13 protein-coding genes and 1 tRNA gene are annotated in these 16,573 nt (G+C 68.7%); 3 read left to right on the top strand and 11 right to left on the bottom strand.

Annotated features, from left to right (window positions below):
• Positions 1-92 precede the first annotated feature (92 nt).
• From IT361_08310 to IT361_08275, 8 genes are all read right to left on the bottom strand, one after another.
• Positions 93-926, bottom strand: coding sequence for a carbohydrate ABC transporter permease (locus IT361_08310; GenBank protein MCC6317678.1), 834 nt, complete (start codon positions 924-926; stop codon positions 93-95).
• The gene (locus IT361_08305; GenBank protein MCC6317677.1) at positions 916-2,529 is read right to left on the bottom strand and encodes a sugar ABC transporter permease; all 1,614 of its coding nucleotides are present in this window, start codon (positions 2,527-2,529) and stop codon (positions 916-918) included. Before IT361_08305 ends, IT361_08310 begins: the two co-directional genes overlap by 11 nt.
• Positions 2,526-3,797, bottom strand: a complete 1,272-nt coding sequence (locus tag IT361_08300; protein ID MCC6317676.1) for a sugar ABC transporter substrate-binding protein — start codon at positions 3,795-3,797, stop codon at positions 2,526-2,528. Before IT361_08300 ends, IT361_08305 begins: the two co-directional genes overlap by 4 nt.
• Positions 3,794-4,864, bottom strand: coding sequence for an ABC transporter ATP-binding protein (locus IT361_08295; GenBank protein MCC6317675.1), 1,071 nt, complete (start codon positions 4,862-4,864; stop codon positions 3,794-3,796). Before IT361_08295 ends, IT361_08300 begins: the two co-directional genes overlap by 4 nt.
• Entirely contained in the window at positions 4,864-7,725 is a 2,862-nt protein-coding gene (locus IT361_08290) for a hypothetical protein (GenBank protein ID MCC6317674.1), read from the bottom strand. The genes IT361_08295 and IT361_08290 overlap by 1 nt, the downstream gene beginning before the upstream one ends.
• Positions 7,725-10,001 (bottom strand): hypothetical protein, encoded by a 2,277-nt coding sequence (locus IT361_08285; protein MCC6317673.1) that lies wholly within the window; start codon positions 9,999-10,001, stop codon positions 7,725-7,727. Before IT361_08285 ends, IT361_08290 begins: the two co-directional genes overlap by 1 nt.
• Entirely contained in the window at positions 10,001-10,420 is a 420-nt protein-coding gene (locus IT361_08280; GenBank protein MCC6317672.1) for a redoxin domain-containing protein, read from the bottom strand. The genes IT361_08285 and IT361_08280 overlap by 1 nt, the downstream gene beginning before the upstream one ends.
• 276 nt (positions 10,421-10,696) lie before the next feature.
• Positions 10,697-10,769 (bottom strand) — tRNA-Ala (locus IT361_08275).
• A gap of 174 nt (positions 10,770-10,943) precedes the next feature.
• Between IT361_08275 and trxA the strand changes: the two genes are divergently transcribed.
• Positions 10,944-11,381, top strand: coding sequence for a thioredoxin (trxA, locus tag IT361_08270; protein ID MCC6317671.1), 438 nt, complete (start codon positions 10,944-10,946; stop codon positions 11,379-11,381).
• Here the strand turns inward: trxA and IT361_08265 are convergent.
• Positions 11,378-12,880, bottom strand: a complete 1,503-nt coding sequence (locus IT361_08265) for a protein kinase (GenBank protein ID MCC6317670.1) — start codon at positions 12,878-12,880, stop codon at positions 11,378-11,380. The genes trxA and IT361_08265 overlap by 4 nt on opposite strands.
• 161 nt (positions 12,881-13,041) lie before the next feature.
• Here IT361_08265 and IT361_08260 point away from each other — a divergent pair, with 161 nt between their 5' ends.
• Together IT361_08260 and IT361_08255 are read left to right on the top strand one after the other, a co-directional pair.
• Positions 13,042-13,719: a hypothetical protein gene (locus IT361_08260; protein ID MCC6317669.1), complete on the top strand. Its 678-nt coding sequence runs from the start codon at positions 13,042-13,044 to the stop codon at positions 13,717-13,719.
• A 45-nt stretch (positions 13,720-13,764) separates the two neighbouring features.
• Complete coding sequence (locus IT361_08255) at positions 13,765-14,304, top strand: DinB family protein (protein MCC6317668.1); 540 nt, start codon at positions 13,765-13,767, stop codon at positions 14,302-14,304.
• 216 nt (positions 14,305-14,520) lie between these two features.
• Here IT361_08255 and IT361_08250 read toward each other — a convergent pair whose 3' ends face one another.
• Positions 14,521-15,849, bottom strand: coding sequence for a hypothetical protein (locus IT361_08250; GenBank protein ID MCC6317667.1), 1,329 nt, complete (start codon positions 15,847-15,849; stop codon positions 14,521-14,523).
• Positions 15,849-16,571 carry a cytochrome c gene (locus IT361_08245; GenBank protein MCC6317666.1) on the bottom strand — a complete coding sequence of 241 codons (723 nt, stop codon included), beginning with the start codon at positions 16,569-16,571 and terminating at the stop codon, positions 15,849-15,851. Before IT361_08245 ends, IT361_08250 begins: the two co-directional genes overlap by 1 nt.
• Positions 16,572-16,573 lie beyond the last annotated feature (2 nt).

The following is a 16,573-nucleotide window of genomic DNA, read 5'->3' as shown; positions in this document are numbered from 1 at the left end:
CGCGGCGTTCACGCGCGTGCGCGGTGCCCCCGGTCATGCTGACCGATGAGCCCGGCGCCGGGTAACAAACTCGCGCGCCGCGTGAGCTCGAATCAGCGCAGACCGGTCAGCTGGATCCCGCGTGTGACGTAGCGCTGGGTCAGGAGGAAGACGGCCATCACCGGGAGCAACGCGGTCACGGCGGCGGCCATCTGGTACGGCCAGTTGGCGTAGTACAGACCGTGAAACGACGCGATGCCCACCTCCACGGTCCGGAGCCCCATCGATCGCGTGATCACCAGGGGCCAGAGAAAGGCCTTCCACGCATCGATGAAGGCGAACAGGCCAAAGGTTGCGAGCGCGGGACGCGCCAGCGGGACCGCAATCCGCCAGAAGATGGTCCACTCCGACGCGCCGTCGATGCGCGCGGCGTCCTCGGTCTCACGCGGCATGGTCACGAAGAACTGCCGCATCATGAACACGCCCCAGAGTGACACGAGCTCCGTGGACACGAGCCCGGCCATGGTGTCCACGCCGCCCAGTGCATCCACGAGCAGAAACCGTGGAATGAGCAGGACGATGCCGGGAATCATGAGCGCGCCGAGGTAGGCCGCAAACACCGCACGCTCGCCGGCGAACCGGAACCGCGCCAGCGCGTACCCGCCGCACGCGCCGGTGATCACCTGGCCGGTGACCGTGAACAGCGCCACGATCGACGAGTTGAGGAAGAAGCGGGCGAAGGGCAGCGTGGTGAGCGCTTCGGGAAAGTTGCGCCACTGCGGTGATGCGGGAACGAGTGGCGGCGGGTACTGCAGCACCTCGAACTCGCCCATCAGCGAGGTCGACACCATCCAGAGAAACGGGATGAGCATCACCGCGGCGATGGCGAACGCCGCGAGGTAGCCCATCGCGCGCTGTGCGCGCATGCCCGCCAGATCACGCCGCATGTTCGACCCTGCGGTTGAGCAGACGCCACTGCAGCGCGGTGAGCACGACGAGAATCGCAAAGAGGACCCAGCTCATCGCCGACGCGTACCCCATCCGCCGAAACTCCCACGCATTCTGGTAGATGCGGTAGACGAGCACGTCGGTCGCGTGGACCGGACCACCCTCCGTCATGACATATACGAGCGCGAACACCTGAAACGACCAGATGATGCCGGTGATGAACAGGTAGAGCGACACGGGCCGCAGGAGCGGGAGCGTGATGTGTCGGAAGCGACTCCACGCACTCGCCCCGTCGAGCCGCGCTGCTTCGTGCAAGCCTGCTGGAATGCCCTGGAGGCCCGCCAGGTACACGATGACCTGGTAGCCGACCTGCACCCACGCCGAAACGATCATCACCGCGAGCAACGCAAAGCGTGGGTCGCCCAGCCAGTCGACGCCGGTACCACCAAGCGAACGCACGACGTAGTTGAGCAGTCCGTAGTCGGCGTGATAGAGCCACTGCCACACCATGGCGATCGCCACGTACGAGATCACGGTGGGCAGGAAGACGATGGCCCGCAGCACGCGCATGCCACGCAATGGCTGGTCCAGCACCAGCGCCGCGGCGAGGGCGAGCGCCATGGTAACCGGGACGTAGAGCGAATAGAGCGCCGTGTTGCCTAACGCGCGCCAGAACAGCGGATCGCCGGCCAGTTCGCGGTAGTTGGCCAGCCCGACGAACGGCCGCGACGTCGCGAGGAGATCCCAGTCGTGGAACGAGAGCCAGGCGGTGAACAGGAGCGGCCCGAGGGTGAACACCGCGAGGTGCAGGCCGCTGGGCGCGAGGAACGCCCACGCCGCGAGTGCCTCGCGCCGCTCGCCCGCCGGCCGGCGCGACGACGTGGCCCACGCCAGCGCATGGAGCACACAGACGGTGGCCGCAAACGCGAGCATCAGTGCGACCGTCTGCACACGATGGTTTGGCAGGGAAAGGACCAGCGGATCGAAGCGGCTGGCCGCCGAGACCGCCGGCAAGGTGAGCTCCGCTCGGGTGACCTGAAACCGTGCCAGGACGGCCACGACGGCCATGCCGACCGAAAGCACGGCACTCGTCTCGACGAGGGCGCGCCACGGTGGGACGTCGCGCGAGTCGGCGACGCGCCGCATCGCGCGCCGGGCAAGCAGCGCACTCACCAGGGTCGTCGCCCCGATCGTGAGGAGCCCCCACAGGAGTCCGCGCCACCATTGGGCCCGCAGCACCACCGCCCCCACGATGTCCCACTGGTCGGCATCCTTGATCGGTACGCTCACGTACCGGGCGAACCCGCCGGAGAGCACGAGCGCACGGTCTTCGACCGCAAGGCGCCGCGCCTCCTCACCAACCCGCCGCTGCATGGTGCGCACCACCGGCACGATGCGACCGACGGCTTCCGTCGCGCGCACCGGCGTGCGCGTAGGCTGCCAGCTCGCGTCGACCGACGCCGCGACGGCGCGTGCCTCGGCCGCCGCGAGCGCAAACTCGGTGCGCGCGGTGGTTCGCAGGAGGATGAGCGCGGACGCCACGGCCCAGACCACGCACAGGGTCACGGCGAGGTTCACGGCGTGCGCACGGGTGGGGATCACCGCGCGAGCACCTGGTCGATGCGTCGGGCAACCTCGCGGGCCACGTCGGCCACGGGGCGCCCTTCGATGATCACGCGGTCCAGAATCTCCGGGAGCAACGCCTCCACCTCGCGAAAGCGGGCGATCCGCGCGCCCCACGGAGGCCGTCCGGTCGCCACCTGCCGCGCGAAGGCGGCATCGATGCCTGACGAGTCGGTGGCGGCAAACGCGGCCTGCACGGTCGGCATGGCCGACAGTTCGAGGCCGGCGTCGAGCCGCGAGCGCTGCGCCGCCTCACCGGACAGCGCGGCCGCCAGGGTCACGGCCAGCCGACGATGCGGCGTGTTGCGCGGCACCGCCCAACCGGACGCGAACAGCGGCGTGGCAACACGGGCCCCGGCCGCACGTGGGTACGACACCACGCCGAGTTGCAGTCGTCCGTTGGCGAGTTGCGCCCGGATGTTCGGGATGAGCCAATGCCCGCTGGGCAGGAGCGCGAGACGGCCGCTGTAGAACAGGCGCGTCTCGTTGCCGGTGACCGCGCGAAATGCATTCGGGCGCGGTGCCACGGCGTGCGTGGTCACGAGCGACGTGAGGAAGTCGAGCGCGGCGATCGAGGCGGCACCGTCGAGCGCGCCGCTCGCCGAGCGTCCGTCCGGCTGCAGAATATCGCCGCCGGCCGACCAGATCATGGCCTGCCACGCATAGAACGGACGGAGCACCGCCGTTCCCCATAGATCCACGGCGCCGTCCCCATCGGTGTCGCGTGTGAGCGCGCGCGCGGTCGCGAGGAACTCTTCCCAGGTCCAGCCGTCGCGCGGGTACGGCAATCCGGCCGCGTCAAACAGGGCGCGGTTGTAGTAGTAGACCATCGGCGAAAACCCTTTCGGGAACGCCTGCACATGGCCTGCGTGCGTGAAGATGCTGAGGACGTTTGGGTAGTAGGCGGCGAGGTCGATGCCGACGCGCGCGGCAAACGGCGCGAGGTCGAGCGCCACCTGCGCCTCGGCAAACGCCGGCACGTCGATGTTGTCCATGAGGAACACGTCAGGCGGCGCACCCGACACGATCGACGTGATGACCTTCTCGCGGTACTCGGCCTGATTGCTCACCGGTTCGTTCTCGACACGTACGCCCGGATGTGCGGCCTCGAACGCGCGGATCGCCGGCAGGTCGATGGCGTTCTCCGCCGGGGTTTGCCACGAGGTCATGTGGAGCACGATGGTCGAGCCGTCACCTCGGCATGCGGTGATGCATGCCGCCACGACGAGCGCAGCGCCGAGCCTCACGCCCTCCCCCTCCCCACCAGTCGTCCGGTGCCATCATAGACGAGGGCGCCGGCGGTATCGAGGCTGAGGTGCACACGGGCGCCGACTTCGACCGACGGCGGCCCCGCCATGCGCGAGGTCAGCTCGGCGCCGCCGTGCAGTCGCAGGTGAAGAATCGTCTCCGCGCCCAGTGGCTCGACCAGGAGCACGACGGCCGCGTATGGGGTTTCCGCAGCGACGAGGCGGACCTGTTCGGGACGCAGGGCCAGCGTGGCATCGGCAAGCAATGGCGACGAAACGTCCACGGTGATCGGTCCGATGAACCGCTGTCGGTCGCCTTCGGCGGCGACGTGACCGACGAGGCAATTGATCGACGGCGCGCCGACAAACCGTGCCGTGAAGAGCGTGGCCGGCGTGCGATAGACCTCGAGCGGCGCGGCAAGCTGTTCGAGGCGCCCCTCGTGCATCACCGCCACGCGCTGCGCCATCGACATCGCTTCGACCTGGTCGTGAGTCACGTAGATCATCGTCGTGCCCAGTTGCCGGTGGAGGCGCACCAGTTCGGCGCGGGTGGTGGCGCGGACCTGGGCGTCGAGGTTGGAGAGCGGCTCATCGAACAGGAAGACGGCCGGCTGCCTGACGAGGGCGCGAGCGAGCGCCACCCGCTGGCGCTGCCCGCCGGACAGCTCACCGGGCCGCTTGTCGAGCATCGACTCGATGTGCAACGACTCGGCGACCTCCCCGATGCGCTGCGCCGCGTCGGCCGACGGCATGCGCCGCATCCGAAGCGGAAAGCCGATGTTCTCGCGCACGGTGAAGTGCGGGTAGAGCGCGTAGTTCTGGAAGACCATGGCCACGTCGCGCCGCCCGGGCGCCACGTCGGTCACGTCCTCGTCGCCAATGATGACGCGTCCCGATGACGGCGTCTCGAGGCCGGCGATCATGCGCAGCGCGGTGGTCTTGCCACACCCTGACGGCCCCACGAGGACCAGGAACTCGCCGTCCTTCACTTCGAGCGAGAGTCCCGACACCGCGGTGCTCCCGTCGGGAAATCGCTTCGCCAGTTGCTGCAGCGTGACGCCGGCCATCAGCCCTGCGCCTCGTCCGGGAGAACCCAGACTGCGTCAGCCGTCGGCCCGCACGTCTGGGCCGACACGCCGTCGTCGAGCGCAACCACTACGGGCGGACCCTCACGATGGCTCGCCTTGAGCTGCTGCGCCGAGCCCAGGGCGCTCCAGTGCAGATCGAGCCGCGTGGCACCGATCCGCAACGATGAAAGTCCAACCGGGAGCAAGGATCGCGGGACGCGTGCGCGCACCGTCAGGCGTCGACGCCACGCGTCGGGACGTACGCGGAGCACACCGCTCACGATCGGCGAGACGACCATGGCGGCCGACCAGGCCTGGTCCGGGCACACGCCGATCCGAGCGCCCGATTCACCGTGAAGCACCTCCGCAAAGCCGCCGGCACCGTCGCGGCTGGCCCATGTCGCCAGCCCGCGCACGCGCTCGACGGCGCGGGCCGCTTCGCCGACCTCACAGTCCGCGAGAGCCGCCCAGCCGGTGAACAGGGGCCACACGGATCCGGCGTGGTAGGCATCGGGTGCGTAGCGCGGGTCGTCGTCAGGCAGCATCCGGAGTCCCCAGGGTGGCGAGAAGCGTGCGGCGGCCAGCTCGTGCATCAGCGCCGCATCGCCAGACGTTGCACCCACGACGAGCGCGAGCGGAACGGCCGCCAGGGCCGTCCGGTCCGGAAAGAGGCGGCCGACGACATCGCGATGCAATGCGAGCGTGCCGTCGGCCAGGCGCAACGCCTCCAGTCCGTTCGCGGCGGCCACGCGGAGCGCGTCGACGCGATCGGCCAGAGCGTAGTCGTCCAGGTGGCGTGCCAGGGGAGCGAGTCGCCTGAGCGCGTCGAGCCAGATGGCCGCGACGTAGCTCGTGGCGACACCACCACCGAGCGGGCCCATCTCGACCCAGCCGTGGCCCACGTCGGTGTTCTCGGGAAGCCCATCGCCGTCGCGATCACACGAGGCGACGAAGGCGATGCCCGCCCGGACGGCCGGCCACCAGGCCCTGACCGACGACTCATCGCCGGACCACTCCGCGTACGCCGCGACGCTCCGGAGGAAGAGCGGCGTCGCATCGGCCGCGTCGTAGTGCGTCACGCCACTCGCCGTGAGTTCGTGAATCACCTTGCCCGTGACATCGCGCGTGCGCACGAGCAGGTCGATCGCGTCGCGCGCTTCCTCGTGCAGTCCGCCGGCGAGGAGCGCATCCACGGTCCAGCAGGCGTCGCGGCCAAAGAACCAGGCGTATCCGGGCCGCGAGCGATTCCAGCCGGGTCGCGAGGCGGCGTACCCGGCCACGAGCCCGCGTCCGCCCCCTGGCGCGTGGACCATGAAGCTCGCCATCCGCCTGATCGCGCGCGCATGAGCCTCATCGAGCGCTGCGTCGGCCGACGAGAGCAGTGTGCTTCGCGTGGTGATGTCCGTTGAGGCTGCGCGTCGGGCGTCGAGCGCGGCATCGAGGTCCGTCGTGCGCAACGTCAGGTCGCGCTGTCCATCGGTCGATGCGCGCAACACCATGCGCAGGCCCTCGTGTGCCAGAGACGTCAGGCGCACGACCGGCACCTCGTTGTCGTCTTCCACCCGCACATCGGCCACGCCATCGACGTGGCAGGCCACGGCATGTCGGCCATCGCATCCGGTCACCACGATCACCGCCTGCGTGCCTTCGCGGCGCACTTCGCGGCGGAGGGGAACGAGCGCCGTCGGGGCATACGGCCACTGCCGCCGCACCGGCAACCGCATCACGACGGTCACCGGGCCGGCGTTCGCTGCCGCTGGTTGGAGTACCCAGGCCAGTTCCGGCGCATCCGGCGCCACGAAAGCGCGTTCATGCCACCGGCTGCCGGACGCATCGCGCAAGCTGCGCTCGATGTGCACGTCCGACACGGAAGCCCACGTCGCCACGAGCGGCCCGCCAGGACCCGTCAGGCGCATGCCGTCGCCCAGCACGCACAGGGGATACAGCCAGGCCTCGCCGATCCCGTCGGCCGCGGTCGCGACGATCAGCCCGCGCGGTGCGCCGAGTGTGATCGGGGCATCGCCCGGGGGCGAGGAACCGACGCGGGACGGAACCGCATCGCTCGGGCATCGAACCGTGATGGCTGCGGGTCGCGGGAGCGGCGCGACCGCGGCGTGCCGACGCTCGGCGGGCGGCCAACCCACGCGCGAGGTGTTCGACCCGTCGACCGCGTCGTCGCCCAGGGCGTTGCGCATGAGTGCATCGCGCTGGCCGGACAGCGTGGTGTCGGCACTGGCGAACGCCAGGTTGGCGCCGAGACAGGTGATGCGACCGCCGATCTCGAACTCCCACGCGACGGCGATGTCGGCATCCAGGTGCACATACGAACGATCGACAGCGATCACGCGGGCCTCGGGCCAGTGGGGGCGCGTGTACACGGCCCGTGACACCCGCTCGCCATCGACTGCACGCCACGTGTAGGTGCCGTCGCCGGGCAGGGTGGTGAAGAGCGGATGCTGCCCCCAGCCCTGGAAACCGCGCAGATGGGGGTAGCCCGGCCAATCGCGAAAGGCATCGGGCCAACGCGGATCGTCGGCGTCGCGCCAGGGCACCGACACCTCGACCAGGTTCGGCGCCGGCCCGCGGCCACCCAGCTGGCCGGCGAGACTCGTGGCGAGGAGCGTGAGAACGACGTGCCCACCCTTCCCTACCCACGCCGCGATCGACGCGGCGTTCCCGTCAGTCAGCGTGGGCACTCGCGACGCGGCGTGACACCAGAGCACGTCCGCCCATGCGAGGTCGTCGTGTGTGCAGTCCTCCAGGACGACCTCGCGCACGAGGTAGCCCGCCTCCGATGCCCAACGATATGCAGCCAGTGCCTCCCGGTCGTTGGCATCGGCGCGCAGCGCGACGACGCGCATCAGCGTCGAATGACGAGGCGTTCTCCCAGCGGGACCATGTGCAGGTCATCACCCACCGTGACGGTCACGAACCCGGCGTCGAGCCTGACGCTCAGTGACCGGCCGTCGACCTGCACACCGCGAAGTTCGAAGGACTCCACGTCGAGCGGGAGCGGATCCACCACGATCTCGTCACGCCCGACCCGGAGCCCGGCACAGTACCGGATGATCAGGTCCGCCACCCACGAGTGCTGATAGTCATCGATGCCGCGGTAGACCGAGGCCGCGCCGGAATGCGGATTGTAGTGCTCGTAGCAGTTCGGCCGATCGAGGTTGCCGTCGTGGAACATCATGTGTACGAACCGCTGCAGCAGGTGCGCGGTGGCGCTTCGCAGTTCGGGCCGCGACGCATCCGCCCAGCGGCCCAGCGCCTCGATCACGTGACTGTTGGTCATCGGCCAGACACGGCCGTTCCACGGGCAGACGTGTCGCTTGCCCTTCCACTCCGCCTCGGCGGAAAAGCGCGGGTCGTCGCGAGCGGACGAGGGCACCGGATATTGTGTCCAGAACTTCGCCGGGTTGAGCAGATTGCGTTCGAGCCCTTCGAGGTGTTCCTCGGTCGCAAGGTCGGTGAAGTACGGGTAGAAGCAGACCGCGGCAGCCACGTCGGTCCGGCGCATCGTCGTCGGATCGACGTCGGAGAACATGCCGCGCGTCGGATTCCACATCGTGGTGCGAACGGCGCGCGCGGTGCGCCGCGCGAGGCCCGCCCAGTGCCGCGCCTCGCCTTCACTTGCCACGCGCGGCGCCAGACGCTCGAGGGCACTGAACAACGCGTAGGCGTACACGGTGACGTCTATGCCCTTGAGACGTATTCGGTTCTCCCAACCATAGGCGTCGGCCTGCGGGTCGACCGCCTGGTAGCGCGACATGTACTCCTGGCCCGTCTCGTACTGATCCACGACATCGAACATGCCCGTGCCGTCGGCATCACGAGTCGATACCAGCCACTCGGCGTGTCGAGAGAGCGGCGCGTACATCTCGCGGGCGAACGCATCGTCAGGACGCAGCACGTCGAGCGCCTCGAAGGCGTCACCCCAGTTGGCGTGGTAGAAGTCGGTCCCCTCGAGGTGGTTCATGTACACACGACCGTGCAGCGCACCGTCCGGCCGCTGGTGGTCGAAGATCGTGCGCAGCACACCGCGGGCGTGCTCCGGGTCGGCGCGCCAGCGCCACTCGCGCACGTGACATTGCGCGCTGTAGGTGATCGGCGTGTGGAAGAAGCCGATGCCCTCACACGTCGTTGGCCAGCGATAGTTGCCGACGCCTCCCTCGATGCTGTTGAGGAAGAGCCCGTACCATCGGTACCAGTAGTAGCGCTCGAGGTAGGGATCGGAACACGTGAACTGCGGGACCGACGCGAAGAACTCGCGCCAGCGCCGGCGGCTGGCGCGGGCGAGCGGCAGCGGGGCCACCGGTCGCCCGGCCTGCACTGCGGCAACGCTGAGCGGCGTGTAGGCACGCTGCGCCACGACGGCCGGCGTGCCCAGCGGCGTCGGCGCGCGCCCGCCGCGCCAACGGTCGTGTGCCGGAGCCACGCGCATCGCAAACGATACCGAGGCGTCTGCGGCGCCACGCGGGATGGCAGCGTGCACGGCGCCGTACACGAAGCCGTCCATCGTGAGGCCTTCGATCCGGATGCGCGAAGGCAACCGGTTGCCCTGCCACTGCTCGGCAAACGGGGCAAAGCGCCAGTGCGGCTGCAGCGCACTGCGCTCGCTCAGCGTCGCCGAGTAGCTCGTCACGTCCCCGATCACGGCGAGATCGAGGCGCACGTCGAACGGTTGCTGCCTCCGATCGAGGAGTGTTCTGGTCAGGCAGAGCGCGCCCTCCCAGCGAACCGATCCCACGTCGAGCTGTGCGGTGTCCTGCACCGTCCATGCGACGGCGTGCAGATCGCGCGCGCCGTGCCCATGCAGGGTCCACTCCGACCCAAAAACGCCGCGCGGCTGCACCGTCCGCACTTCACGCGCGGTGATCCCGTCAGGCAGCGCATAGTCGACGGTGAGCTCGGCCGGACTCCAGCGCCGCGACACCAACCGCAGTGGAAGTTCGCGGCCGTCGCCGTCGAGCCAGGCGACCGTGAACAGCGGGCCCACCTGGTATTGGTAGATGGTCGCCTCGTCCCAGAACCCCGGGGCATCCAGCCACACCGGAAACGGCGGAGCGAACAGGATGCCGTCGCCGCACCCCAGGTACCACTTGTCCTCGCGAGCCAGCAGCTCAATCGGGTCCATCAGTCCAGCTTCGCCAGTTCAGCCAGCACTTCCTCGTTGGAGCGTCGCTGGCCGGGGTGTTCCTCCACGTGGGCCCAGCGAACGATCCCATCCCGATCGACGAGGAAGTACGCCCGGTTGGACCACCAGCGATGCGGCATGTACGTGCCGTAGGCCTGGGAGACCTCTCGGCTCATGTCGCTCAGGAGGTCGACCTGAAAGCCGTACTTTGCCTTGTATTCCGCGAGCGCATACTTCGAGTCCACGCTGACGGGGAAGACCTCGACGCCGTGGGCCCGGTACGCGTCCCACGAATCGCGCATGTCGCAGAACTCCGAGGTACACGTTGACGAAAACGCGGCCGGGAAGAAGCAGAGGAGCACCGGGCTCCGCCCGCGAAACGCCGAGAGCGTGACCTGCTCACCCGACGTAGAGGGCATCGTGAAATCCGGCGCGACCTCCCCGATCATCGGGGGCCGGGCGGATGTGGCTGGCGTCATCGGGCGGGAACGAATTGGTGGCGGCGAAAGCTACTCGCCGCGCGCCGGCCCGCAGCGACGGATTCGGATGCTGGACAGGTTCGTGCGCGCGCCAGCGGGCGGCCGCCGGAGGCCCGGGTCGGTGGATTGCCATCGAACGACCATCGAACGGCCAAAGTCCGCCGACGGAGTGCGTCGCGCCCGTCCCGAAGGTGCTGCGACAATCGTATCGCGAAATGGAGCGGACCGGGATCGAACCGGCGACCCCCTGCTTGCAAAGCAGGTGCTCTCCCAGCTGAGCTACCGCCCCAACGATGTGGGCAGAAAGGTAATCAGGCGAGGCGACGCACGGGCCAGTCGCGGACGCGTCTGGGGCGCTGGTTCCCTGGCGCGCCGAGGCATGTCCCCGGTGCCTGACGCGTTCACTCGCTAGACTCAGGCAGTCTGCCGTCCGCCACACTGCCCACACAACCAGACTCCCGACATGCCCTCCCTCACCCTTCGCTGCCAGTTCTGTGACACGTGGAACCGCGTGGACGCGGAGCGCGCCGAGGATCGACCCAAGTGCGGCCAGTGCGCGCGATTCCTCCTCCTCGACCGGCCCTTCGCCCTGTTCGCGGACACGTTCTCCAGGACGATCCGGGAAGCCGAGTTGCCGGTCTTTGTCGACTTCTACGCGGACTGGTGCGGGCCGTGCAAAATGATGGCCCCGGCCGTCGACGAGCTCGCGCTGCGAAATACCGGAACGGCACTCATCGCCAAGCTCGACACGGACGGGGCGCCGGAAATCAGCCAGTCGTTCGGCATCCGCGGCATTCCCACATCGATCGTGTTCCGGGGCGGCAAGGAGGTCGCGCGCGCCTCGGGAGCCCTGCCACTCGCCGCCCTCCAGGGGCTGCTCGATCGCGCCGGGGCCGCCTAACGCGCCTTGGCGGCCTGGCGCACTGCGGGGTCGAACGTCCCCTGAGAAAAGGCCTCGGCCACCGCGGCAGCAATCTCGGATTGCGTCCCGAGCAGATCCTTGTCGGTGCTCTCGTACACGTCGGACCACACCGTAAAGCCGTCGTCCGCGTCGACGAGGCGCACCGTCACGCGCAGACGATCGGACGCGCTCTGTACGGTACCCTCCACATACATCGTGACGCCGAGCTGCCTGGCGACCGCGGCCAGCGGCTGTCCCAGGCGCAGGGACTGTTCCACCGCCGTGCGCGACGTCACGCGGACGCTGGGTAGCCCCGCAAAGGCGTTGGTGAGCGCTTCGGTCATGCCCGCCGCGATGTAGTTGTCCGACGTGTCCTGGGCAATGCTCACGAGCGGAAAGACAGCAAGCGCGGTGACCCCAAGGGGGATGTCGGGCAGTGCGGGCGTCACGACGGCAGCGGCCGGAGCCGACGCGACGGGAGTGCGCTGAGCGAGCCACGCGCCGGCCCCAACCAGGAGCGCAATCGCGGCGGCGGCCACAGGCCACCATCGGCGCGCAACCCGGCGGCGCAGCACCAGGCTGGGTGTCTGCGCTGAAGCCACTTCACCACTCACGACCGCAGGATCGTCGAGCAGGGTCAGGATCTCGTTGGCCGACTGCGGGCGACGCGACGGCTCCTTCTCGAGGCAGCGCGCGATGAGCTGTTCGAGCGCCGCCGGCACACCCGGCCGCAGCGTGGAGACCGGGGCCGCCTCGTCCACGAGGTGTGCCGACATCTGCTCGGCGACCGAGCGGCGCGCGAACGGTGGCTGGCCCGTGAGCAGTTCGTATCCGGTCGCGCCGAACGCGTAGATGTCGGCCCGATGGTCGACATCCGGATCGCCGGCCACCTGCTCCGGCGACATGTACGCGGGCGTCCCGAGGGAGATGCCGGCGCCGGTGAGCGTACCGTGCGGATGCCGCTCGTTCTCGCGCGCCGACACGAGCGCCTTGGCGACTCCGAAGTCGGCGACCATGGCGGCGCCGCCCGCCATCAACACGTTGTCCGGCTTGATGTCGCGATGGACGATGCCGCGCGCGTGCGCAAACGCGAGAGCGCGCGCGATGTCGCGCAGGATCGCGACGCTGTGCGGAATGCCCAGCGAACCTTCGCGGCGCAGCATTGCGCGCAGCGACTCGCCCTCCACGTAGGGCATTACGAAGTACGGCAGCCCGTCGGCCGATCCCGCCGCGATCACGCCAACGATGTTCGGGTGCTGCAGGTTGGCCGAAACGAGTACTTCGCGCCGGAACCGCTCGCGCGAGAGGCCTTCCAGCACGTCCTCCCTGAGCACCTTGATGACTACGCGTCGGCCCAGCTCGGCGTCGGCGGCCAGGAACACCCGCGACATGCCCCCACCACCCAGTTCACGCTCGATCTCGTACGACGCGCCCAACGCCCCTTGCAGCTTGGCGGCAAGGCTGTCGGTCGCGGTCGTCCTGGCGTCGGGCGGTGGCATTGATGGTGCAAGTTAGACAGCGAAGCGCTCCCGAAGGATGCACGCTCGCTGGGCCATATTCCGGCGGCTCGGGCGCTTCCCTAGCTTGACGCTCTGAATCGCGCGATGTGAAGGGCACCGGTGCATCGCGTCGCCATCCGCCAAGGGGAGTCCCTACGCCCATGTCCAACCGCCGTTCCTTCCTCAGCCGACTCAGTGCCACCTTCGCCGCCCTGGGCGTCACCGTGCCGGCTGTGTCGCGCGCGCAGTCGCCGACCCCTCAGACCTGGACGCCCGCGAGGCATCCGCAGGATGACTGGATGGACGCACTACCCGGCAAGCATCGCTTCTTCTACGACACGGCCACGCCCAACGGAGCGGGCGACGGAATCACCTTCGCGACCAACTTCTACACCGCCAACCGCACCGGGTACCAGCTCGGAGACGCCGACCTCGCCGTGATCATCTGCCTGCGCCACTGGTCCACGCCGTTTGCGTGGAATGACGCGATGTGGGCGAAGTACGGCGCACCCATCTCCGAGCGCATCCGTTTCGTGGATCCGAAGTCGCAGCAGCCGCCGGTAATCAACGTGTACCGCTCGGCGGACTACGGCATGCAACTCCCCAACCGCGGCACCACGCTCGACGCGATGGCCCGACGCGGCGTCCACTTCGCCGTCTGCGACATGGCGACGCGTGCGTATGCCGGGATCATTGCGGGCAAGGTCGGCGGCAAGGCCGATGACATCCATGCGGAACTCAAGGCCAACTCGATTCCCAACGCGCATTACGTGCCGGCCGGGATCGTCGCGGTGAACCGCGCACAGGAGCGTGGCTACTCGCTGGTGCAGATGGGCTGATCGATGGACGTATCGACGGAGGGACGGATGCCAGCGTGGGGGACCCTGAAGTTCTCCCTTGACGACGCGCGCGCGGTCCTGGTGCGCACGCCCGCGACCCTGCGCGCCATGCTCGGCGGGCTCTCGACGCGCTGGACCGATGCCGATGAAGGGCCCGACACGTGGAGCCCCTGGGTCATCCTCGGGCACCTGGTGCACGGCGAGCGCACCGACTGGATCGCACGCGCCATGATCATTCTTGACCAGGGGCCGAACCGCCGGTTTGCGCCCTACGATCGCTTCGCGCAGTTCACGGAGAGCAAGGGCAAGCCGGTTGCCGAGCTGCTCGACGAGTTCGAGGCGCTGCGGCGCGCGAACCTCGAGACGGTCGCCGCATGGAACCTCGGCGAGCCCCAGTTCGCTCTCGAAGGGACGCATCCGGAGTTTGGCGCTGTCACGCTGCGTCAGCTCCTCTCCACCTGGGTCGCGCACGACCTCGGCCACATCGCCCAGATCTCGCGCGTGATGGCCAGGCAGTATCGCGAGGCCGTGGGACCGTGGGTGGCGTACCTGCCAGTACTCACCGACAGACGGGCGGTGGGATGAGATTGTGGGCGGATGAACGCACGGGGCATGCTCCGTGTGGGGCGGCGCCGCCCTGCGCGGACGTTACCGTACCGCGTGCGCTTCGCTGGCCAAAGGCGACCGGCAACGGCGGGTGAGGCAACGGATGGAGAAAGGGACTCGCGAGCACCGGCTCGCGAGTCCCTTCTTTCGCCCAATGGTCAGGCGTCAGTCCATTCGCCCGGAAGCCGTCGGGCCCTATTCGTGTGCAGGCAGCGGCTCCATCGTGCGCGGATCCACCGGCACCTGCATCTCGTCGCGATACGGTGAGGTCATCAGCACCACCCGCAGACGCGGGAAGGCTTCCATGAACATCAGGTAGCTCCAGGCGAAGAGCCCGAAGAAGCCAACCGTGGTTCCGACCTCCCAGATGCCGAACGGCGCCGTCGTGGCCGTGAGGTGGGCGTTGGGATAGATCTCGAGATAGCGGTGCAGCCACATCCCGAGGATCGCCGACAACGCGAAGAAACTCATCGTCGGCGCGTACAGCTTGGGGAACTTGCCCATCAGGCCAAGGAACGGCAGCAGGAACACCATCAGCGCGACCGCCACCGACAGGTTCGCCCACGGCGCGATGAGGCGGAGTCGGAGATAGTGCGTCTCTTCCCCCATGTTGCCGAACCAGATCACCAGGTACTGCGAGAACGTGAGGTAACCCCAGAATGCGGTGAACGCGAAGCACAGCTTACCGATGTCGTGCAGCTGCGTCTCGGTGATCACCTCGTGCAGGCCAAGGTAGTTGCGCCAGGCTCGTGCCAGCAGGGCGAAGGCCATCAGCGCCACCAGCCAGCCGCCCATGAATACCTGCCAGCCGTACATCGTCGACTGGAAGTGGTAGTCCATCGACATCGAGAGGTCCCAGGCGAGCATCGTCCAGCCAAAGCCGAACAGGATGGCGAGGAACACCGCCGCCTTGCCCTGCCTGGAGTGTGTGGTGTGCAGCTCCCGGCGCTCCTCACCAAAGCCGCGCCGCATCCCATCGCGCAGCCCTCGTGCCCACGCAGCGCCCCACTCGGGGAGCAGCGCCACATCGAGGCGCACCGACGATCGGACGTACCAGAGACTCAGGCCCGTGAGCAGCGCGTAGACGAGGATCACGCGAGCCGACCAGAAGGTCGTGTTGAGCCAGAGCGCCTTCTCGGGGATCGCGATGTGCTCCGAGACCCACGGGAAGATGTGCCCCTTGCCCAGGAACACGGTGACCAGCAGGAGCACCAGCGCGATGGGCATCCACGCGACGAAGCCTTCCAGGAGCCGGATCACCGATCGCGACCAGCGCGCCGTGGTGATGCGCTGCACCGCCGCCAGCATCACGGCCGCCGACGCGGGGATGGTGAAGAAGAGCCAGTTCACGTGGAACGCCTGCCAGGCACGCGCCTCGCCCATGGCCGCGCCCGCGACAAACACCGCGAAGCCGACGACGGCGAGCGCCAGGGCGATCGTGCGCAGCCCCTTTGGTCCCGGCTTGCTGATCATCGCTGCAATCTGCGCGCGATCGGGCCCGTTGTTGCCGTTGTGCGCGCTCATCAGCGGGCTCCCTGCGGCGCTGCGGCGCCGCTATCAGCTGGTGCAGGTGTTGCCGATGCCGCCGGCGCGGCGGCCGACGTGGGTCGCACCCAGTGGTTCGGGCCGAGGAGCGTGGCGCCTGGCACCTTGTCACCGCTCACGCCGGGCAATGCAAGCGGGCCTGTCTCGAACGGGACGCCGGTCACGGTCCCCTGCAGAGCGCGCACGTAGTTCACCACGTCCCATCGTTCCATTTCTTCGATGCGGTTGTACGAAGGCATGGCACCGCGGCCGTTTCGCAGGATTGCGAACAGGTAGCCATCGCTGCGCGCCTTGGTCACCTCGGCGACAATCGGCATTGGCACCATGCCAAAGCGGGTCGCACCGCCGTCCCCCTTGCCGGTGTCACCGTGGCACACGGCACAGTTGATCTGGAAGTACATGCGACCCCGGGCGAGCGACGCTTCGCTCACCGGCGTGGGATTGGTCGCGAGCGCGGCCACCGAGTCCAGGGCCGCGGGGCTTGGGGTGTACGAGACCTGAAACGCGGCCACGGCCATACCCGTCGTCGGGACCGAACCCACCGGTGCGCCGCGCACCTTGAGGATCGAATCCGCCTCCCACGTGGTCACCATCGGCGTCCGCTTGAAGTCCGTGAACCACTCACATCCCGTGAGCGGCAGTACCGCGACGGATGCGAACGCGAGTCGCGTCAGGGTCGACGGCCAGGTGCGACCATTCATGT

It is taken from the genome of Gemmatimonadaceae bacterium, assembly GCA_020846935.1.
Taxonomy (GTDB): domain Bacteria; phylum Gemmatimonadota; class Gemmatimonadetes; order Gemmatimonadales; family Gemmatimonadaceae; genus RBC101.
The sequence above is the reverse complement of the archived record's forward strand: the minus strand, read 5'-3'. Positions and strand labels throughout refer to the sequence as shown.

What these genes read in the sequence shown, in the direction of transcription:
- IT361_08310 (MCC6317678.1), bottom strand. Translation starts at nt 926, where the DNA reads ATGCGGCGTGATCTGGCGGGCATGCGCGCACAGCGCGCGATGGGCTAC.
- IT361_08295 (MCC6317675.1), bottom strand. Translation starts at nt 4,864, where the DNA reads ATGGCCGGCGTCACGCTGCAGCAACTGGCGAAGCGATTTCCCGACGGG.
- IT361_08290 (MCC6317674.1), bottom strand. Translation starts at nt 7,725, where the DNA reads ATGCGCGTCGTCGCGCTGCGCGCCGATGCCAACGACCGGGAGGCACTG.
- IT361_08285 (MCC6317673.1), bottom strand. Translation starts at nt 10,001, where the DNA reads ATGGACCCGATTGAGCTGCTGGCTCGCGAGGACAAGTGGTACCTGGGG.
- IT361_08280 (MCC6317672.1), bottom strand. Translation starts at nt 10,420, where the DNA reads ATGCCCTCTACGTCGGGTGAGCAGGTCACGCTCTCGGCGTTTCGCGGG.
- trxA (MCC6317671.1), top strand. Translation starts at nt 10,944, where the DNA reads ATGCCCTCCCTCACCCTTCGCTGCCAGTTCTGTGACACGTGGAACCGC.
- IT361_08265 (MCC6317670.1), bottom strand. Translation starts at nt 12,880, where the DNA reads ATGCCACCGCCCGACGCCAGGACGACCGCGACCGACAGCCTTGCCGCC.
- IT361_08260 (MCC6317669.1), top strand. Translation starts at nt 13,042, where the DNA reads ATGTCCAACCGCCGTTCCTTCCTCAGCCGACTCAGTGCCACCTTCGCC.
- IT361_08250 (MCC6317667.1), bottom strand. Translation starts at nt 15,849, where the DNA reads ATGAGCGCGCACAACGGCAACAACGGGCCCGATCGCGCGCAGATTGCA.
- IT361_08245 (MCC6317666.1), bottom strand. Translation starts at nt 16,571, where the DNA reads ATGAATGGTCGCACCTGGCCGTCGACCCTGACGCGACTCGCGTTCGCA.